18 protein-coding genes are annotated in these 19,632 nt (G+C 45.2%); 2 read left to right on the forward strand and 16 right to left on the reverse strand.

Features of this window, described 5'->3' with window-relative positions; genetic code table 11:
• Positions 1-4 precede the first annotated feature (4 nt).
• The 9 genes from BN3261_RS11475 to BN3261_RS11515 form a co-directional block, all read right to left on the reverse strand.
• A complete protein-coding gene (locus tag BN3261_RS11475) occupies positions 5-655 on the reverse strand; it encodes a trimeric intracellular cation channel family protein (RefSeq protein WP_022426741.1) in 651 nt (216 codons plus the stop codon).
• 217 nt (positions 656-872) lie between these two features.
• Positions 873-1,385: a transcription repressor NadR gene (locus BN3261_RS11480; RefSeq protein ID WP_059086300.1), complete on the reverse strand. Its 513-nt coding sequence runs from the start codon at positions 1,383-1,385 to the stop codon at positions 873-875.
• A 188-nt stretch (positions 1,386-1,573) separates the two neighbouring features.
• A complete protein-coding gene (gene nadC / locus BN3261_RS11485) occupies positions 1,574-2,428 on the reverse strand; it encodes a carboxylating nicotinate-nucleotide diphosphorylase (protein WP_059086301.1) in 855 nt (284 codons plus the stop codon).
• Between the two features lie 101 nt (positions 2,429-2,529).
• Positions 2,530-3,789 carry an FAD-binding protein gene (locus BN3261_RS11490; RefSeq protein WP_059086302.1) on the reverse strand — a complete coding sequence of 420 codons (1,260 nt, stop codon included), beginning with the start codon at positions 3,787-3,789 and terminating at the stop codon, positions 2,530-2,532.
• Positions 3,790-3,862: 73 nt separating this feature from the next.
• Positions 3,863-4,768: a quinolinate synthase NadA gene (gene nadA, locus BN3261_RS11495; RefSeq protein ID WP_059086303.1), complete on the reverse strand. Its 906-nt coding sequence runs from the start codon at positions 4,766-4,768 to the stop codon at positions 3,863-3,865.
• A 439-nt stretch (positions 4,769-5,207) separates the two neighbouring features.
• Positions 5,208-6,128, reverse strand: a complete 921-nt coding sequence (locus BN3261_RS11500) for a sugar phosphate isomerase/epimerase family protein (protein WP_015525733.1) — start codon at positions 6,126-6,128, stop codon at positions 5,208-5,210.
• Positions 6,125-8,233 (reverse strand): cytidylate kinase family protein, encoded by a 2,109-nt coding sequence (locus BN3261_RS11505; RefSeq protein ID WP_059086304.1) that lies wholly within the window; start codon positions 8,231-8,233, stop codon positions 6,125-6,127. Before BN3261_RS11505 ends, BN3261_RS11500 begins: the two co-directional genes overlap by 4 nt.
• Positions 8,234-8,278: 45 nt before the next feature.
• Positions 8,279-9,112 carry a sugar phosphate isomerase/epimerase family protein gene (locus tag BN3261_RS11510; RefSeq protein WP_021651116.1) on the reverse strand — a complete coding sequence of 278 codons (834 nt, stop codon included), beginning with the start codon at positions 9,110-9,112 and terminating at the stop codon, positions 8,279-8,281.
• Positions 9,113-9,313: 201 nt separating this feature from the next.
• Positions 9,314-10,318, reverse strand: coding sequence for a Gfo/Idh/MocA family protein (locus tag BN3261_RS11515; RefSeq protein ID WP_059086305.1), 1,005 nt, complete (start codon positions 10,316-10,318; stop codon positions 9,314-9,316).
• Positions 10,319-10,830: 512 nt separating this feature from the next.
• On the opposite strand from BN3261_RS11515, the gene BN3261_RS11520 reads away from it, so the two are divergent.
• Entirely contained in the window at positions 10,831-12,114 is a 1,284-nt protein-coding gene (locus BN3261_RS11520; RefSeq protein WP_059086306.1) for an O-acetylhomoserine aminocarboxypropyltransferase/cysteine synthase family protein, read from the forward strand.
• Between the two features lie 189 nt (positions 12,115-12,303).
• Here BN3261_RS11520 and BN3261_RS11525 read toward each other — a convergent pair whose 3' ends face one another.
• The 3 genes from BN3261_RS11525 to BN3261_RS11535 all read right to left on the reverse strand — a co-directional run bounded on the left by BN3261_RS11525 (position 12,304) and on the right by BN3261_RS11535 (position 14,553).
• A complete protein-coding gene (locus BN3261_RS11525; RefSeq protein ID WP_059086307.1) occupies positions 12,304-12,597 on the reverse strand; it encodes a phage holin family protein in 294 nt (97 codons plus the stop codon).
• 212 nt (positions 12,598-12,809) lie between these two features.
• The gene (locus BN3261_RS11530) at positions 12,810-13,820 is read right to left on the reverse strand and encodes a GGGtGRT protein (protein WP_015525727.1); all 1,011 of its coding nucleotides are present in this window, start codon (positions 13,818-13,820) and stop codon (positions 12,810-12,812) included.
• A gap of 40 nt (positions 13,821-13,860) precedes the next feature.
• Positions 13,861-14,553: an iron-sulfur cluster assembly scaffold protein gene (locus tag BN3261_RS11535; protein ID WP_015525726.1), complete on the reverse strand. Its 693-nt coding sequence runs from the start codon at positions 14,551-14,553 to the stop codon at positions 13,861-13,863.
• A 246-nt stretch (positions 14,554-14,799) separates the two neighbouring features.
• Between BN3261_RS11535 and BN3261_RS11540 the strand changes: the two genes are divergently transcribed.
• Positions 14,800-15,537: a TraX family protein gene (locus BN3261_RS11540; RefSeq protein ID WP_021651110.1), complete on the forward strand. Its 738-nt coding sequence runs from the start codon at positions 14,800-14,802 to the stop codon at positions 15,535-15,537.
• A gap of 123 nt (positions 15,538-15,660) precedes the next feature.
• Here BN3261_RS11540 and BN3261_RS11545 read toward each other — a convergent pair whose 3' ends face one another.
• The 4 genes from BN3261_RS11545 to BN3261_RS11560 form a co-directional block, all read right to left on the reverse strand.
• Positions 15,661-16,329, reverse strand: coding sequence for an LbetaH domain-containing protein (locus tag BN3261_RS11545; protein ID WP_059086308.1), 669 nt, complete (start codon positions 16,327-16,329; stop codon positions 15,661-15,663).
• Positions 16,326-18,377, reverse strand: a complete 2,052-nt coding sequence (locus BN3261_RS11550) for a DNA topoisomerase (RefSeq protein WP_059086309.1) — start codon at positions 18,375-18,377, stop codon at positions 16,326-16,328. Before BN3261_RS11550 ends, BN3261_RS11545 begins: the two co-directional genes overlap by 4 nt.
• Position 18,378: 1 nt before the next feature.
• Positions 18,379-19,134 (reverse strand): formate/nitrite transporter family protein, encoded by a 756-nt coding sequence (locus tag BN3261_RS11555; RefSeq protein ID WP_059086310.1) that lies wholly within the window; start codon positions 19,132-19,134, stop codon positions 18,379-18,381.
• Between the two features lie 181 nt (positions 19,135-19,315).
• Positions 19,316-19,552: a putative Se/S carrier protein gene (locus BN3261_RS11560; protein ID WP_059086311.1), complete on the reverse strand. Its 237-nt coding sequence runs from the start codon at positions 19,550-19,552 to the stop codon at positions 19,316-19,318.
• Between the last annotated feature and the right edge of the window lie 80 nt (positions 19,553-19,632).

The raw sequence follows: 19,632 nt of genomic DNA on the forward strand, positions 1-19,632 counted from the left end.
TTTTTTATTCTCTTCTCAGTCTCGGCAGATTCCACCGGTAATGTGCCGCTAGGTACCGGATCAGGATCACTACTACCGTTCCGATCACCATGGCCGGCACTCCGCCCCACAGCCTGTATATCCAAACACAGGCAATGGCCCCTACAATAGACGCACAGGCATAAATATGGCGCACAAAAATATATGGCGGTACTCCTGCCATCATATCACGGATCAGGCCGCCTCCAACTCCTGTGACAGTCCCAAGAAATACAAGAAAAAATGTTCTTTCCATATACCCCTGGGAAATCCCCTTATCAACCCCCATGACAGTAAACACACCAAGGCCAACCGTATCCATCACCAGCATCACCTTATCATAGACCAGCCGGTTCCCGCCTTCCAGCAGCTCCTGCTTCCAGTACATCACTGCAAAAACAATACAGGACGTCACGGTTGCCACAATGGTATACAGCGGATCCTGAAACATTCCCGGCGGCACGATTCCCAGGATAATATCCCTGGTAGCTCCTCCGCCCACTGCAGTCACCACTCCAAGAACGCAGACCCCGAAAATATCCATTCCTCTCTGCGCCCCCACCATAGCTCCGGAAGCAGCAAACGCAATAGTTCCTGCCATCTCCAGCATAAATGTAAACATACTCTGATAATCCATTTCCCCCTCCATGCATATCAAGCCGTATTTTTTCTCACCCTCATATCTGCATCCTGTTTTCCCTGTCTGCACATTTCCACAAGGTGCACATTTCCGCAGGGTGCAAGAAGGAACCCTGCCATGCAGGATTCCTTCTCCTATTTTCGTGATCACTATATTTTCATATTAACAGAATTTTCTCATTCTGTATATCTTTTCTTTTTATATCTGACTTCTACTATTCTGCTTCGATCAGAAATCCTCGCCGTTTCAGCATATCCTGGATCATATCCAGGATTTCCTCGGATTCTGCTTCTACTTTATGATAATGATAATCCGATGTGATATTCTTCAGAGGACTGGACTTGCCGTTTCGGATATCCTCCATAAAATTCTCAACCTGGCGCCTGGAGCTGATATTCAGTTCTGCCTCGATATGCCCGTAAACTCTGTGATTCACCATTACATTGATCACTTTTCCGCCAAGATCCACAATCCCGCAGAGCTCGTTTTCCAGATCCGCATCTGTATGATGCACCTTGAATATCCGGCTCACAGTATGGGGAGCAGTAAAAATATATCCTCTATTGGTGGAGATCACGTCATTCCCCTCCGCGCGTATCAGCGCAATATCCTGCACTATCACCTGTCTGCTGACCTGAAATGTTCTGGCCAGAGCACTTCCTGAGACCGGCCGTTCACTGTTTTTAATTTGATCCATGATCGCTGTCCTGCGTTCTGAACCAGTCATTTAAGTTCCCCTTTCCTGGCTGTGCCTGTACTTTTTATTCCGATACCTCTCTCCTTCATTCTCGCGATCTCTCCAACCCGGCCCGACATCACCTGCTATGCCTCTGCTTCCGGCAATTCACGCTTCTTTTCTGATATTCGGGGTATTTCCTGTCACAGCACTCGGTATTCTGTAAAATCCTGCATTTTTCAGGAAAGCGGATGAAGATTCTTAAGCGAAATATCAAGGATCGGTGCAGAATGCGTTAATGCACCACTTGATACATAGTCTACACCAACATCCCTGATCTTTGCAATGTTTTCTTTTGTAACATTTCCAGAACATTCAGTTTTTGCTCTTCCATCGATCAGCTGCACCGCCTCTTTCATCATCTCCGGAGTCATGTTATCAAGCATGATGATATCTGCGCCGGCCTCAACAGCTTCTTTTACCTGATCAAGAGTTTCTACCTCAACTTCGATCTTGCGGACAAAAGGAGCGTACTCCTGCGCCATTTTTACAGCATTCGCAACGCTTCCTGCTGCTCCGATGTGATTGTCTTTCAGAAGGACTCCATCTGAAAGATTATATCTGTGGTTCTGTCCGCCGCCTACACGAACAGCATATTTCTCAAAAATACGCATATTCGGCGTCGTTTTTCTGGTATCCAGCAATGTGATCCCTGTTCCTTCAAGAAGTGACGCAACCGAATGTGTATAGGTTGCGATCCCGCTCATTCTCTGAAGATAATTCAGCGCCACACGCTCGCCGGAAAGAAGCACCCGGATATCTCCTGTAACTTTTCCCATTTTCTGACCTTTTTTTACTTCATCGCCATCCTTGCAGAACAGCTCCACTTTTGTGTCAGCATCCAGAAGCGTAAATACACGGCTGAAGATTTCCAGTCCCGCAATGATTCCATCCTCTTTACAGATCAGATCTACCTCTCCCGGAACTGCTTCTTTCATAACAGAGTTTGTGGTAACGTCTTCGCTTGAAATATCTTCCTTTAAAGCCTCCAGGATCAGGTGATCTACCTGAAGTGTCATTGTGATCTTATTCATTTTACAATACCTGCTCTTTCTTAATTATCACAGCAGCCCTGTTCTCCAAAGCAAGGCTGCTCCTGTCTTTCATAATACGGATATTTATATTCCGACTGCATTTATGCCGCACCTGCAGCACTTTTCTTTTCTGCTGAGATTGCTTTGGCTGCACGTTTTGCAAATACAAGGCTCTCCAGCAGGGAATTACTTGCCAGTCTGTTCGCGCCATGTACACCGTTGCAGCTGGTTTCTCCCACTGCATAAAGCTGGTCCATGCTGGTCTTGCTGTCAGAATCCACCCAGATACCGCCCATGAAATAATGCTGAGCAGGAACAACAGGGATGCATTCTTTTGTCACATCATAGCCTTCTTCCAGACACCTCTGATAAATATTCGGAAAATGATTCAGGATCGTATCTTTATCAATATTTTCCATGGAAAGCCATACATGGTCTGTTCCTTCTTTTTTCATTTCTTCCCGGATCGCATTTGTTACTACATCTCTTGGAAGAAGTTCATTGACAAAACGCTCTTTTTTGCTGTTATAAAGCACTGCACCTTCTCCGCGGACCGATTCCGAGATCAGGAATCTGCGGCCCGGTTTCTTGGAATACAGCGTTGTCGGATGGATCTGCACATAATCCAGATGTTCCAGACGCACATTGTGTTTTTTTGCAATATCAAGAGCATCCCCTGTGAGATGCGGATAGTTGGTGGAATGCGCATATCTTCCTCCGATCCCGCCGCTGGCCAGGATCGTATCCTGTGCATAAATCTCTACCGGGATTTCTCCGCCAGGCTGGATCTCTTCCTGGCTTTTCACTGCTTTTCCGGCTTCCATAGCTTCAAGACGTGCCCTGTTTGCTTCTGCGGAAACTGCCTTCAGACCTGTACATTTGCCATTTTCCACAAGAATATCCTGCATGGTAGTATATTCCAGAATTGTTACATTTTCAAGCTTCAGAACCTGCTGGAGCAGTTTTTCGGAAATTTCTTTTCCTGTGATATCCTCATGATAAAGGATCCTCGGTCTGGAATGTGCACCTTCTCTTGTATAAGCAAAATCATCTCCATCCATCTTGAAATCCACGCCATATCCGACAAGGTCATTAATGATGTCTCTGGAGCCTCGGATCATAATGTCTACCGACTCTTTTCTGTTTTCGTAATGTCCTGCCTTCATGGTGTCTTCAAAATAGCTGTCGTAATCGTTTTCATCACGAAGCACACAGATCCCGCCCTGCGCCAGGAAAGAATCACTGCTCCTCATATCCTCTTTTGTGATGATCACGATCTTTTTGTCCCGCGGAAGCTTCAAGGCACTGAACATACCTGCAACACCTGTTCCCACGATCACTACGTCTGTTTTAATTCTCATTGCTTTTCGCCTCTCTGTCTTGATTTCTCTTTTCAGCCAACTCAGACAAATCTTTTATACAAATGTGTTTTATTTATTTTGCCAGTTCCAGCATCCGCTCCAGCGGTCTCTTCGCGTTTTCACGTGTCTCGTCTGTTACATGAACCTCATTCTCCCCGGTTTTCAGAACGTGGAGAACTTTTTCCAGAAATACTTTTTTCATGTTTTTGCAGACCGGTACGGTTTCTGTGAAGTAGAATTTTTTATCCGGGCATGTAGTTTCCAGCTTGTACTGAACGCCACATTCTGTGCAGATGATAAACTCTTTATTGTCACTTTCCTGTGCATATTTGATGATTCCAGATGTGCTTCCGATGTAATCAGCCTGTTTCAGAACTGTCTGAGGACATTCCGGATGTGCCAGAACCAGTGCATCCGGGTGCGCCTCTTTTGCTGCTTTTACTTCTTCCGGATCCATAAATTCATGGACAATACAGAAACCTTCGTTATAAATAAAGTTCTTCTCAGGAACCTGTTCTGCAACAAAATGTGCAAGATTTCTGTCCGGGATAAAAAAGATGTTTTTGTTCGGAAGCGCTTTTACGATCTTTACTGCATTTGCGGAAGTAACACATACATCAGAAAGCTCCTTCAATGCTGCTGTGGAATTAATGTAACAGACAACTGCCACATCGTCATATTCCTCTCGCACCTTGCGGATGCCTTCTTCTGTTGCCATATGAGCCATCGGACAGTCTGCATCCATGGCAGGCATCAGAACAGTTTTATCCGGACTTAAGATCTTCGCACTCTCTCCCATAAATCCTACTCCACAGAACACGATCGTCTTCTCTTTCGCGCTGGCTGCGATCTTGCTGAGATAAAAGGAATCTCCTATATAGTCAGCTACATCCTGTACTTCGGGACGCACGTAGTAGTGTGCAAGGATGATGGCATCTTTTTCTTTTTTTAATTTCTGGATTTCTTCTGCAACTGTCATTATCTTTCACCTTTCCTGCAGGATTTCTTTTTTGAGTTCCTGCTTTTGCTTTCTAGTACAGCGAATATTAAGTAACCGCCATATTGACTTGTCTGATTTTTCATCTGCTGCATCAATATAGCAGAAACTTAATTTTCGCTGTACTAGTCTTTATTATGCAGATGCTTCTGATCTGCTTTTTTATTATCATGTAACTTTTTTCAAAACATCTTACACATAATACCACAGTCCTTTACATGTGACAAGACAGTTGTTTGATATATGTAAAGTTTTTTTGTAAAGAAAGACATCAAAAAACACGGTTTCCACAATGAAACTTTCATCCTGGAAACCGTGTTTCTGCACACATTCATTATTTTATCAGTCTTATTCACCGTTCTGCGTACTGTCAGCTACTCATTTATTACAGTTTTCTTTCTGATCTGCCGCGATCACCCGATCATTTCCCCAGCAGTTCTCTCTCAATCCGCTCTCTTGCTTCCGGTGCCTGCTTATCCATCTTTTCCGGAAAACCAAACATGGAAACGCAGGCAATGTTATCGCCGCCGGCTTTCGGTGCATCCGGTTTCAGCTGCTTGCTGGCAAAATCCATTTCTCTCAATGTTTCAAAAATACCATCAAAATCCACATCACCCTCACCCATTGCAAGATGCTGATGCACCGTCACATCCGCTTTTCCACGGCCATTCAGCCACGGCGGATTTAAAATGTATCTGCAGTCCATGGTCTGGTTAAAGGTATCCGCAAAAAGTACATGGGTCAGTTCATCTCCCGCATATTTCAGCATGGACCGCACATCTCCTTTGCCCTCATCGTAGAAGAAGCCGTGAGGAGAAGAATACACATAACCAAGATTTGGAGAACGGAAGGATTTCACCATATCACAGGTCTCATTATTCAGCTCACAGAAATCATAAGGATGAGACTGGATCTCCACACGGATACCCTCACGCTCGATCAGCGGAAGCAATTCCTCCATGGATCTAAACCACATTCCATTGCAGATCTCCTGCTGGTTCGGATCACCCGAAAGCTCTGTATTGATAACCTTCACTCCCATATCTCCGGCGATCTGGATCATCCGTTTCCAGTTTGCAACTGCAAACTGTCTCTGTTCCTCCGTCGGACCAGACCAGCGATACACCACGATAAAGGACGAAATCTCAACGCCAGTCTCTTTAAGAGCCTGTCTGTATTCCTGTTCACATTCTTTTGAAAACAGTGGATGCTTATAGAACGGATTGATCCTCGGATGCGGAGACTGTTCAATATATTTATATCCCCAGTCCGCCACCTGATGGACCATACGGTTGATATCCATCTGTTTTGCAAGAACATCTACGTCAAATGCGATCTTCATGATGCATTCCCTCCTTTTTCCTCTTCTTTATTCCGGATATAATCCAGGATCAGGCTGGCCGCTCCGGCTGCACCTGTTTTGGATACATTGATCACCATATCGTAATAATGGGGATCGTCTCTGCGGATTCCGGTAAACTTCTCATAGTATTCATTTCGGATCTGATCACGTTTCTCCAGTTCTCCAAGAGACTGGCCTTTATAATATTCCTGGCCCTCTTTTTCCCGGTAAGCATCATCTGCATAAACGAAAAAGCTGTATGCATGTGGCTCTCCACGAAGCACATAGTTGGCACATCTTCCCAGGAATACACCTGGTCTTCTCTCAGAAAGCTCACGGATGATCCGGCTCTGCACCTCAAACATCTGAACACCTGTATAATCTGCTGCCGCACCTGCCGATGAATGTCCATACGGGGAAAATGTAAGCTCAGAATCCTCATAATTGTAGGAATCCAGATACTGCCTTACACTTTCCAGATCTGCTTTTTCCATACCGAACTTTTCTGCCATAAGACAGATGATCTGACGATCATAAACCTTGCAGTCCAGTGCTTTTGCAACATCCTCGGCAATCTTTCTTCCACTGCTGCCATACAGTCTTCCAATTGCCACGTTGATCCGGTTTCCGGAAGCTTCCGGTAACGGCATGGACTGAATCTCGCCCGGCACAGAGACGCTTTCCTCTCCCGATTCTCGCTGGATCAGTTCACGCATCATTTTGTCATAAACTTTGTCCAGCTGGTAGCATGCTGCGATCACAAACATCACTACCCAGATTGCTATCGGAACATACAGATAAAATCCCTTGATCACGCTGATTGCCTCTGCAGACTGCTCTGCCGCTGTCGCCTTTGTTCCGTCAAAGTATGCCGCCGAAAGAATTCCTCCCATAATAGCAGAAGTCAGTCCGGAACCGGCTTTCTGACCCATGCTCATAGATGAGAACATCAGACCCTCCACACGCTTGCCTGTTTTCCACTGGCCATACTCAATAGCATCGCTTGGAAGAGAATACTGCACACCATAGAATGGGGCGATTCCGATACCTCTCATGATACAGGTTACAACACCAAGCGAAACACTGGTAATATTCATCAGGAACAGAAGCTGTCCTGCAACGCCCAGGATGCAGCCGACACAGATGAGATTTCTTTTTCCATAGCGGGGAAGCACCTTCGGCAAAAGGGCAATTCCTGCCACAGTTGCCAGTTTCTCAGCTGCGGAAAGAGGCATGACGAGGTCTACATTTCCGAGTACATACTGGCAGTAATAAGTAAGGTCCGTTCCGATAATGATCTGATATGCGGTATAAAAGATCATCAGCCCCAGAGCGATAAGGAAATACCGGTTGGTAACGGTTGCTTTAAATGCTTCCACAAAAGGAATATCTTCCTTTTCCTGTTTTGCTGCAGAAACACGCTCTGTACAGACCATATAAGTATTCACAAGTACACCGACAGAAATGATCGCATAGCCGGCAGTTACTAGGATCCAGGCCATCTGCTGATTGCCGGTAATATTCGCTACGATATTGATCAGCGGCAGTGTGAACGCAGTAATGATCATACTTGCTGTGATCGACAATACCATGCGGATGTTACAGATCACATCACGGTCACGACGGTCACGGCTCATCAGAGATCCCAGTGCATGGAATGGCTGGCTGATAGCAGTGTATACAACCGTATTCATGATATTATAGGTAACAAAAGCATAGATGATTTTTCCCATATTTCCCATTGGCGGCATGGTGAACAAAAGCACCGCTGCCAGCGCATAAGGAACCGCAAGTCTTAAGATCCAGATCCTGGCTTTTCCATACTTGGAATGAGTCCGGTCGATAATAGTTCCCATCAGCACATCGGAAAATCCATCAAAAACACGGGACAAAAGCATGATCATTCCTACCGCACCTGCTGATATTCCAACAACGTTGGTATAAAAATAGATCAGCAGAGTTGTAGTCATGGTATACATCAAGGTCAGTGCCGGATCACCAAAACAGTATGCCAGCTTTTCCGACAACGGAACCTTGATGAATTCATTCAAGTCTTTCCCCTTCTGCTTGTAATTCAACAATTCAGGGATTCCCTTACCAGCCATAGTATCTACCTCCTATCGGTTTAAGGTCGGACCTTTCTGAATGAATTATCCGAAATATTTCTGCACAAAGTCTCTGGTAACTTCCGCAGCCTTTTTCACGTTGTCCTCATGGCTCATTGCATAGTATTCCGGACGGAACTCTTCGATGGTGCAAACGCCATCAAAACCGATCTCCTTCAGTGCAGCTGCGATTCCTGCATGATCTACAACACCCTCACCCGGCCACAGTCTCTTGTCGTCTCCGCAGGAGCCAAGCGGAAGATCCTCACAGTCATTTAAATGGTATGCAAAAATCTTCTTGCCATCAGCAGCTCTCAGGTCCTCAAGGCGGGAGCACATCTCATGGAAATGGAAGGTATCCACGGTAACGCCTACATTATCTCTGTCTACTGCTTTTACCACATCATAGGCTGTTCCAAACTGATTGATGGAGCAGTTCGGTGCACCACAGAACTCCAAGGAGATCTTCATATCCGCGCCAACCTTATCGGAAAGATAACGAAGACGTGCAACTGCTTCTTCTTTGATCTCACTGACAGATTTGTCTTTTACATCAAAGCTTGGAACGGTGATCAGCATTTTCATTCCGATTGCTTTGGAAACCTTCAGGATAAAATCAACTTCTTCGTCAATCTCTTTTTCCCCTGCCTCATCTCTCTGGTTAAAGAAGATCAGAGTGTTGTATGCCCATGGTTTCAGATGATGATTCTTAAACCAGTCTGCAAGTTCTTCCAGTGTATGCTCTTTGAGATAGTCCTTTACGCAGTCAAAGCGGATCTCAATATAATCAAAACCATATTTCTCGCACATCTCCAGGTCTGCCATAAGAGACTGTCCTTTACATTCCAGTGCAGTTGCTTCATTAAATCCTAATTTCATCTTCAATACCCTCCATATGTTTTTACTTTTCAGCCAATTTTCCCAGTTAATCTCACCGGCAGGTTTTCCACTGCAGTTTCAACAAAGCCGAAGCGGAATCGGATCCTGCCGGTAACTGCCGCCGCAGACTCATTGGGAAGTCTGTAGCAATAAGTTGGTATGATAACTCACACTTGATGAGGTGGAGCTCGTAAAATATATTTATTTATAAAATTCCGGCTTCTCAACTGCTGAAACGATTTTCTCGATCTGTCCGGTTTCCTGCGCTTTTACAAGAGCATCTGCTGTGATCGCTGCCAGGTATCCATCCCATGCATTCGGTCCTGTGATCACTCCTGCCTCTGCGTTATCAACCCAGTCCTGAACCTCTTTATCATAAGCGTCTTTAAATCTTACGAAGCAGTCTGTGTCAATAGCAGTGGACACTGCCGCATTCTTGCGGATAGACGGATAAGCCGGCTGTGCCATTTTCAGTGCACCGTCCTCACATACAACTTCACAGTTGATGTCATATCCAAACTTGCAGTTTACAAATACTTCTACATCAATGCATACACCTTTTTTAGTACGGAGCATCATGATCTGCGGATCCTTCAGCTCAGAGTGGGAATATTTCGTCACTCTTGGCATTACTACCTGTGCTGATTCATACTCATCATCTACAAGCCAGTGAAGGACATCGATCTCATGGATTGCGGTATCGTGCACAGCCATTGGTGTATTGTAATTGGTACCTACCTCTGGATTTCTGTGTGTACAGTGAAGGATCATCGGCTCGCCGTATTCTCCGGTTGCAAGTGCTTCCTTGATCTGCTGATATCCCTTGTCATAGCGTCTCATAAATCCAAGCTGGATGAGATGTTTGCCGGCTGCCTCCTCTGCCTTTACTACTTTCAGGCAGTCCTCAGCAGTTGTACATAATGGTTTCTCACAGAAAATCCTCTTGCCGGCCTCGATCGCCTGAAGAAGAGAATCTACATGTGCGAAGCCCGGAGATACGATAAATACTGCATCTACGTTCTCTGCATTGATGAGCTCCTTACTGTCTGCATAGACTTTTGCTCCGCAGATCTCGGCTGCTTTCCTGGCACTTTCCTCAAATACATCGGAAACAGCTACTACTTCTGCTCCCTGGATCTTCTCTGTCAGTCTTCTGATATGATCTCTTCCCATTCCGCCGCATCCGATAACTCCTACTCTTAACATTTTAAATTCCTCCGTTCATTTTTTATTGTTTTCTGTTTTTGTGTTCTTTTTGATGATGTTATATTATCATTTTGTGCACGTGAACGCAATGTCTTTTTTGTACAAATTTTCCATTTTGTTTTTATGCGATTTTCACTATTTGTTACTTCATTCACATATTTTGTTTGTTTTACAGTATTTTTTCGGCATTCACTCACATTTTCGCATCTATAAAATGACTTACTATGCTTATTTTGAACGTTGATCATATAGTGTTTTATTATGTGCACCAGAACGCAGTATTTCATTTCCCTTATACCCTAGTAGAGTTTATGTAGAATATTATTGTATTTCAACACCTAAAGAGTTATACTTATATGTAGTTTTATTAAAAATATACAAATGCCTTTTTCATACTTTATTTAACCGAACTGTAAGGATCAAAGCTTCTCTCAGAAATCCCTGAAACGCAAGCAAACTTCCCTGATTCGGTTAAATTCATACGAAAAACACAGCAGAAAGGACTTATCCCTATGAGCGACTATAATTTAGAAACTAAATGTATCCACTCCGGCTATACCCCATCCAAGGGCGAGCCCTGTGCACTTCCTGTCTATCAGAGCACCACTTACAAATATGACACCACCGACGAAATGGGCCAGTTATTTGATCTGAAGGCAGACGGATATTTTTATACCCGTCTCCAGAATCCGACCAACGATGCCGTAGCCGCAAAGATCGCAGATCTGGAAGGCGGTGTTGCTGCGATCCTGACTTCTTCTGGACAGGCAGCCAACTTCTACGCAGTATTTAATATCTGCGAGGCAGGCGATCACGTTGTTGCCGCTTCTACCATTTACGGAGGAACCTTCAACCTTCTTGCCGTCACCTTCAAGAAGCTTGGCATTGACTGCACCTTTGTTGATACCGATGCAACAGAAGAAGAGATCGCTGCCGCATTTAAACCAAATACAAAGGTTCTCTTTGCAGAAACCATTGCCAATCCGGCTCTGGTCGTCCTGGACATCGAGAAATTTGCACACGTTGCACACCAGAACGGCGTGCCTCTTATTGTGGATAACACCTTTGCCACACCGGTAAACTGCCGTCCCTTCGAGTGGGGTGCAGATATCGTTACCCACTCCACCACCAAATATATGGACGGGCATGCCGTTCAGGTAGGCGGCGCCATTGTCGACAGCGGTAACTTCGACTGGGATGCCTACGGCCATAAATATCACGGCCTGACAGAGCCGGATGAATCCTATCACGGCGTCATCTATACAAAGCAGTTTGGAAAAAAAGCTTACATCACTAAGGCTACTTCCCAGCTGATGCGTGATCTGGGCTCTATTCCATCCCCGATGAACTGCTTCCTTCTGAACCTCGGCCTGGAAACGCTTCCACTGCGTGTTGAACGCCATTGCTCCAATGCCCAGAAGATCGCAGAATACCTGAACGCACACGAAAAGGTTTCTCATGTAAATTATGCAGGACTTCCGGAGGATAAATATCACGCACTGGCTCAGAAATATATGAAGGATGGTCGTACCTGCGGCGTTATCTCCTTTGAACTGACCGGTGGCCGTGATGCAGCAGTCCGTTTTATGGACAGTCTGAAGCTTGCCACCATCGCAACTCATGTTGCTGCTTCCATCACTATGGTCCTTCACCCAGCCAGCCATACCCACCGTCAGATGAACGACGAGCAGCTGGTTGAAGCAGGAGTTTCTCCCGGAATGATCCGTCTTTCCATTGGTATCGAAAATGTGAATGATATTATCAAGGATCTGGATCAGGCACTGAAAAATGCATAAATAACCAATTCAAAAAGGAAGGATGCATCTGCTCATGCATGATGTATCCTTCCTTTTTATGATATATTTTCTCCTACTCTCAATTATGGCATTTCCGCAAATTACCTGCATCCTGTTCTGAAAGGCTTTCTTCTGGCGCATAAATTCCTGCAGCTGCTGCATGTATCTGAAACTACCTTACAAAATCCATTATTCATCTTTTTCCAGCTGTTTGATCAGCTGGTTCACATATGTAGAAAGCCCCGCCACCAGGACTCCCTGTGTTGTGGATGTAAATACTGCCATTGCAATATCCTGTGCATTTTTACAGGAACAGGTAGCAAAAACATAAATTCCGCATATAAGGATTCCTGCACACCCCAATATCAGCGGAATATATTTGTCCTTCACAGCCTGAGCCTCCTTCAGTGCGATCCCCATAAAATACAAAGCGATCGCTGTGATCAGCAATTCCGGTTTAATATAATCCACAAGCGCTTCCATAAATATTCTCAATATCTCCCCTGCCGCTTTGATTTATTTTATGAATTTCTCCAAAAAATATTTCATAAATTCCCCAAAAATGTTAGCTACGTGTTCGCTATTGCTGTTTTTTCGCACTTTTTGAAAATATTTTGTTCTATTCCGATTCAAAAAGAAAAAGGCCATAAACCCTAAGGTTTACAGCCTTTCCCACTATTTTTCGTTATCTGAAATCAGAACTTGCCAGCGTCAGCAGCTTCCTGTACGGAAACAGCTACAGCAACTGTCATACCAACCATCGGGTTGTTTCCAGCGCCGATAAGACCCATCATCTCTACGTGAGCCGGTACGGAAGAAGATCCTGCGAACTGAGCGTCAGAATGCATACGTCCAAGTGTATCAGTCATACCGTAGGAAGCAGGACCTGCTGCCATGTTGTCCGGATGAAGTGTACGTCCTGTACCACCGCCGGAAGCAACGGAGAAGTATTTTTTGCCTTTCTCGTTGCACTCTTTTTTGTATGTTCCTGCTACCGGATGCTGGAAACGAGTCGGGTTTGTGGAGTTTCCTGTGATGGAAACGTCAACGCCCTCTTTCCACATGATCGCAACACCTTCCGGAACGCTGTTAGCGCCGTAGCAGTTAACCTTTGCACGAAGTCCCTCAGAATAGGATTTACGGAATACTTCCTTAACCTCGTTCTTATATGGATCATACTCTGTCTCTACATATGTAAAGCCGTTGATACGGGAGATGATCTGAGCAGCATCTTTTCCAAGACCGTTCAGGATAACACGAAGAGGTTTTTTACGAACCTTGTTTGCTTTCTCTGCGATACCGATCGCACCCTCAGCTGCTGCGAAAGACTCATGTCCTGCAAGGAAGCAGAAGCAGTCTGTCTCTTCCTCAAGAAGCATCTTTCCAAGGTTTCCATGTCCAAGACCTACTTTACGTGTGTCTGCAACGGATCCCGGGATACAGAAAGCCTGAAGGCCTTCTCCGATAGCTGCTGCTGCGTCAGCGGCTCTTCTGCAGCCTTTTTTGATCGCGATAGCTGCACCTACTGTGTAAGCCCAACAAGCGTTCTCGAAGCAGATCGGCTGAATGCCTTTGATCTGATCGTAAACGTTCAGTCCTGCGTCTTTAGTGATTTTCTCAGCTTCTTCGATAGAAGCGATTCCATAGCTGTTTAAAACAGAATTGATCTTGTCAATTCGTCTCTCATATGATTCAAATAAAGCCATTTCCTGTAACCTCCTGATATTTTTACCTTACGAAGTGTAATTACTCTTTTCTTGGGTCGATGATCTTAACAGCATCTGCAACACGGCCGTACTGACCTTTTGCTTTCTCCCATGCTGTGTTCGGGTCATCACCTTTCTTAATGAAGTCAGTCATTTTTCCAAGGCTTACGAACTGATATCCGATGATCTCATCGTTCTCATCAAGAGCGATACCTGTAACATAACCCTCAGCCATCTCAAGGTAACGAGGTCCTTTTTTCAGAGTTCCATACATTGTACCAACCTGAGAACGAAGTCCTTTTCCAAGGTCCTCAAGACCAGCGCCTACTGCAAGTCCGTCCTCGGAGAATGCAGACTGGGAACGTCCGTAAACGATCTGAAGGAAAAGCTCTCTCATAGCTGTATTGATTGCATCACATACAAGGTCTGTGTTCAGTGCCTCCATAACGGTAAGTCCTGGAAGGATCTCAGAAGCCATAGCTGCAGAATGAGTCATTCCTGAACATCCGATTGTCTCAACAAGTGCCTCCTGGATGATTCCCTCTTTAACGTTAAGGGACAGCTTACATGCACCCTGCTGCGGAGCACACCAGCCAACACCGTGTGTAAATCCGGAGATATCCTTTACTTCTTTTGCCTGAACCCATTTTGCTTCTTCCGGGATCGGAGCGGCACCATGATGTACGCCCTGTGCCACTGGACACATTTCTTCTACTTCGCGTGAATAAATCATTTTAAAACTCCTTTCAAGTATAGATTGACCGATGTTATTGAGAAAAAAAGTTCGATAACACCCTATCGCTATTTTCTCACAAAACCTTTGTTTCGTCCAGTCATATTTGATAAAATTTTGCCATAAAACGCATAATATTGGTGGTTATTCCGGCAGTATTGCATGCCTAACTGTCAAATATTTCTGGCAACTACTGTATGTATGTGATAATATATTAGCAAGTTTAACCTTGGAGGTATATTTTTCATGAATGCATCTGTGGATTCTGTTTTTCCAGAAAAATACCGCATTCTCAGCGGAAGCGCTCTGAAGATGATCGCGGTCATCACCATGCTGATCGATCATATCGGAGCTGTGCTACTCAGTATGTATCAGCCCGCACAGAAAATCCTGTTTACACTTTTCGGCAGAGAATATACTGTATATCTTATTTTCCGCGATATCGGAAGAGCTGCTTTTCCCATCTTCTGTTTTCTCCTGCTGGAAGGCTTCCGGCATACACGGAGCAGGTTCCTCTATGGAAGAAATCTCCTTCTTTTTGCGCTGCTCTCAGAAATTCCGTGGAATCTGATGTTTACAAATACGCTGCGTTACGAAAGACAAAATGTGTTTTTTACGCTTTTCCTCGGATATCTGGCCTTTTGTGCCATCGAATATTTCCAGACCAGACCTTCGATGCAGCTTCTCTGCATCCTGGGACTGCTTGTTGTTTCCATTTTTCTGAAAGCAGACTATGGATGGCGGGGGTATATCTTCCTGCTGATCATATACTATATGCGAAACGATAAACCAGGCCAGGCAATCCTCGGAAGCTGCTGGCTTTACTATGAATGGAGAGCCTCCTTTGCCTTTCTGTCCATTAACCTGTACAATGGAAAAAGAGGCTTCATCCGCGGAAAATCAGCAAAATATTTCTTTTACTGGTTTTACCCAGTCCATATTATAGGACTGGTCATACTTCGACAGCTTTTGTTTTTATCTTAATCCCGCCCGCTCCCGGTCGGTTCATCCTTCCACGACCAATACTGTTGCATCCATCACCCCATCAAAAAAAGCTGCACTCTCTCAAAAGTGCAGCCTAAATGCGTGTCCAGAAGAATCTGTTTCTTATTTTTTCTTTACGATCTCTTTTGCATTTTTATAAATGGAATCTGCAGGAACACATCCACGTACCGGTGACAGCGGGTAGATATTAGAATTCCGTCCGATCACAGTACCGGGATTCAGCACAGAACCGCATCCGACTTCAACATGATCTCCGAGCATCGCTCCGAATTTCTTAAGACCGGTTTCGATCTCTTCATCCCCGTCTTTTACGACAACCAGCTTCTTGTCTGATTTTACGTTGGAACAGATCGATCCGGCACCCATGTGGGACTTATATCCCAGCACAGCATCTCCAACATAATTATAATGAGGAACCTGAACCTTGTTAAACAGCACTGCATTCTTAAGCTCTGTGGAATTTCCCACAACTGCGCCCTCACCAACGATAGCCTTGCCGCGGATAAATGCACAGTGGCGCACCTCGGCGTCTCTGCCAATGATAGCCGGTCCGGTGATACTTGCAGTCGGCGCAACTGTAGCGGATCTTGCGATCCATACATTTTCGCCCTTCTCCTCATATTCAGAAGGATCCAGTGTTTTTCCAAGCTTAATAATGAAATCTCCGATTTCAGGAAGAACCTCCCACGGATAGGTTTTTCCCTCAAAAAGCTCTGCTGCAATGGTCTCATTCAGATCCAGCATATTGCTGATAGTAAAATCTTTCATCATGATGATCTCTTTCCTCCCTGTCCGGAAGCTCGCTCCGGCTTCCTGTAGTTTACAGCGGCCGCATCAAAAAACTGCCGCAGGTTATACTGATAATTGCTTGCCTCCACCTGCCGGGTACGTACCCGCACAAAATGCTCCAGCTTGTCCATATATTCCTGTTCCGTGATGCTGCCCTCTGCCACATAGGTGAGCCCCTTTTCCCAGCTTGCCGTAAGCTCCGGGTTCAGAAGCTGCCGGATAGAACAATTTACCACATCAAAGATCATTTCCCCAAGAAGCGTTGGAGTGATCACCTGAGTCTTTTTGTTCAGTGCCAGATATTTGATGTTAAAAAGCTTCTTCAGGATCTCGGCACGGGTAGCACTGGTGCCGATCCCGCTTCCCTTGATCTGGGCTCGAAGCTCCTCATCCTCGATCAGCTGTCCTGCATTTTCCATGGCAAGGATCATGGAACCGGAATTGTATCGTTTGGGCGGTGAAGTCTCACCCTCCTTGATACTCAAACCGTTCACAGGAAGTATATCACCCTTTTTCAGCTTCTGCAACGCCTCCAGGAGCACAGTATCACAGGAAACCTCGTCTTCCTCTCCATTTCTATTTTTCTCACTGTCTGAAGCCCTTTTCTGCGAAAAAGAATTCGTGGCGATCTTCAGATAGCCTTCTTCTTTGAGAACCTTAAAGGATGAAAAGAATGCCTCGCCGTCCAGTTTCGTCACAAGACTCACCTTCTGATAAACGGCCGGCGGATAAAAAATACACAAAAATCTCCGTACAATAGTCTCGTACACACGCTGCGCAGTAAGAGACACGCTTCCCAGTGCATTCAATCCCTGACCGGTAGGAATGATCGCATAATGGTCTGTGATCTGCTTGTCATTCACATATCTGGTCTTTGCAATGCTTTTCCAGGATTCCATCCCCAAAACCTCTGCCGCCGCAGCACCGGCCTGCTGATAATTTCGAAGACCGGATATATTCTTGTATATCTCCTTGGCCACTGCCGTGGAAAGAACTCTGGCATCCGTTCTCGGATAAGTCACCAGCTTCTTCTCATAAAGCTCCTGTACGATCCGGAGTGTCTCGTCCGGACTGATCTTAAACAGCTTTGAGCACACATTCTGAAGCTCCGCCAGGTTAAAAAGAAGCGGCGGATTTTTGTTTTCTTTTTTTCGTTCCACCTTTTCCACAATACAGGAAAGGGGCTGGTTCACCATCAGCTGATCGATCAGCATCTGTGCATGCTCTTTTTTCCTGAAGCCGTTTTCTTTATAAAGATACGGGGACTGGAAATACCTGCTGCCTTCCACAGCTCTCCATTCACCGTCAAAATTTTCGCCTGCAAGTCCAATACTGCCAAGGACACGATAGAAGGGTGTCTTCACAAAGACACGGATCTCCCGTTCTCTCCGCACCACCATGCCAAGAACACAGGTCATCACACGCCCAACTGCAATAGCCTGATATTTGGAATGGAGATAATTGGTGACACTGCTTCCGTAGCGCAGGGTCAGAACTCTGGAAAAATTGATTCCCATAAGATAATCTTCCTTTGCGCGGAGATACGCAGACGCTGCCAGATTATCATACTCCGAGATGTCCTTCGCTTCACGGATCCCTCTTAAGATCTCTTCCTCTGTCTGGGAATCGATCCACACACGTTTCTGGACTTTTCCCTTTACTCCTGCCATCTGGGCTACCAGACGGTAGATATATTCACCCTCACGTCCGGAGTCGGTACACACATAAATGGTATCCACATCCGGCCGGTTCAGCAGTCCTTTTACGATCTCGAACTGCTTTTTGACCCCGGGGATCACTTCATATTTGAATTCGCGCGGCAAAAAAGGCAGGGTATCAAAACTCCACCTTTTAAACTTGATATCATATTTTTCGGGATAGCTCATGGTAACCAGATGTCCTACACACCAGGTTACCACAGAATCATCAGATTCCAGATATCCGTCTTTTCTCTGACCGTTGATCTTCAAAGCCTTCGCAAATTCCTGTGCCACGCTGGGCTTCTCCGCTATGTATAAAGCCTTTGCCATACTATTTATCTGCACTCATCTTTCTAAGCGGCCATGCCAGAAGCACAGCTCCGCCAACTATATTTCCCAGTGTTACGATCACCATGCTTTTAAGCATAGCGCCGACAGACAATCCTGGCACCATACAGAATGCAACTGTAAAAATACCCATATTTGCAATACAATGCTCAAATCCGCTGACAACGAAACCTGAAATACAGATCACGATCATCAGGAACTTGCCTGACTCACTCTTCAGCTTAATGCCGCAGAGAACAGCAAGACAGACGAAGAAATTACAAAGTACCGCACGGAAAAACATCTGTCCTGCCGGAATACTCAGTTTTCCGTTTATAAATCCGGCAAAATAATCTGCTGTACCGGACGCTCCTGCACCTGCAAAGATCAGCGCCAGGATCAGGCATCCCACAAAATTGCCGATGTAACTGATTCCCCAGACCTTGCCTACGTCTTTCCATGATACGCTCTTGTCATACGCACCAAAAGCCATTACCAGATTGTTACCGGTAAACAGCTCTCCTCCTACCATTACGATCAGCAAGACCGCAATGGAGAACACGATGGCTCCAAGGAATTTCCCCCATTCCGGGAAAGTTTTGGAAAATACATTTCCAACAACGTTACTGTAGATCATCGCCACATCAATAAAAAATCCGGCCATGATCGCCCGCATAAAGTATTTTCCGAAATTGCTGTTCAGTAAGTTTATCTTACCCTTCGCAGCGGTTGACAGTTTCTCTACATCCTCCCTGTTCATAAATAGCACCTCCACATATTTTTAGCAAGCGTGGCACTTTGTTACTGCTTCTTTGTTCACAGTAACACGCTTTCCGGAAATCTGCTTGTTATATTGTAACACTTTACCAATTATTCCACAATAAAAATGCGAAAATTTTCAAAAATTTCCGCTTTGTTACATACAACAAACAATATCCGCTTTATACCAGAACACGGTAGATGCCATCCCAGGCCAGTTCCTTTTTTTTCAGGAAATCTTCTGTTTCCTCCTCTGATTGCTCCACGCATTTCCAGGCCAGTCCGCACTGGGCACTGATCTCTGAAGGGATCGGGATCAGTCTTCCCTGAAATTCAGATTCCCTGGCCGTTTTTTCCATTTTCATGGCAGCCGTGGTTGTGGAAAATGTCACAACTGTAGTAATTACTTTTCTGCGCATATCTCCTTTGTTCCTTCCACATACACAAAAACAGGACACCGGAAAAACCGATATCCCGTTTCTGATGATTTTCTTTATTT

The sequence above is a fragment of the Blautia massiliensis (ex Durand et al. 2017) genome, from assembly GCF_001487165.1.
GTDB lineage: Bacteria > Bacillota > Clostridia > Lachnospirales > Lachnospiraceae > Blautia_A > Blautia_A fusiformis.

Coding starts and splice junctions, on each gene's coding strand:
- nadA (WP_059086303.1), bottom strand. CDS start 4,768: ATGACAGTTGCAGAAGAAATCCAGAAATTAAAAAAAGAAAAAGATGCC.
- BN3261_RS11530 (WP_015525727.1), bottom strand. CDS start 13,820: ATGGCTTTATTTGAATCATATGAGAGACGAATTGACAAGATCAATTCT.
- BN3261_RS11550 (WP_059086309.1), bottom strand. CDS start 18,377: ATGGCAAAGGCTTTATACATAGCGGAGAAGCCCAGCGTGGCACAGGAA.
- BN3261_RS11475 (WP_022426741.1), bottom strand. CDS start 655: ATGGATTATCAGAGTATGTTTACATTTATGCTGGAGATGGCAGGAACT.
- BN3261_RS11480 (WP_059086300.1), bottom strand. CDS start 1,385: ATGACTGGTTCAGAACGCAGGACAGCGATCATGGATCAAATTAAAAAC.
- BN3261_RS11525 (WP_059086307.1), bottom strand. CDS start 12,597: ATGGAAGCGCTTGTGGATTATATTAAACCGGAATTGCTGATCACAGCG.
- BN3261_RS11555 (WP_059086310.1), bottom strand. CDS start 19,134: ATGAACAGGGAGGATGTAGAGAAACTGTCAACCGCTGCGAAGGGTAAG.
- BN3261_RS11520 (WP_059086306.1), top strand. CDS start 10,831: ATGAGCGACTATAATTTAGAAACTAAATGTATCCACTCCGGCTATACC.
- BN3261_RS11535 (WP_015525726.1), bottom strand. CDS start 14,553: ATGATTTATTCACGCGAAGTAGAAGAAATGTGTCCAGTGGCACAGGGC.
- BN3261_RS11540 (WP_021651110.1), top strand. CDS start 14,800: ATGAATGCATCTGTGGATTCTGTTTTTCCAGAAAAATACCGCATTCTC.
- BN3261_RS11510 (WP_021651116.1), bottom strand. CDS start 9,112: ATGAAATTAGGATTTAATGAAGCAACTGCACTGGAATGTAAAGGACAG.
- BN3261_RS11515 (WP_059086305.1), bottom strand. CDS start 10,318: ATGTTAAGAGTAGGAGTTATCGGATGCGGCGGAATGGGAAGAGATCAT.
- nadC (WP_059086301.1), bottom strand. CDS start 2,428: ATGAATAAGATCACAATGACACTTCAGGTAGATCACCTGATCCTGGAG.
- BN3261_RS11560 (WP_059086311.1), bottom strand. CDS start 19,552: ATGCGCAGAAAAGTAATTACTACAGTTGTGACATTTTCCACAACCACG.
- BN3261_RS11500 (WP_015525733.1), bottom strand. CDS start 6,128: ATGAAGATCGCATTTGACGTAGATGTTCTTGCAAAACAGATGGATATC.
- BN3261_RS11505 (WP_059086304.1), bottom strand. CDS start 8,233: ATGGCTGGTAAGGGAATCCCTGAATTGTTGAATTACAAGCAGAAGGGG.
- BN3261_RS11490 (WP_059086302.1), bottom strand. CDS start 3,789: ATGAGAATTAAAACAGACGTAGTGATCGTGGGAACAGGTGTTGCAGGT.
- BN3261_RS11545 (WP_059086308.1), bottom strand. CDS start 16,329: ATGATGAAAGATTTTACTATCAGCAATATGCTGGATCTGAATGAGACC.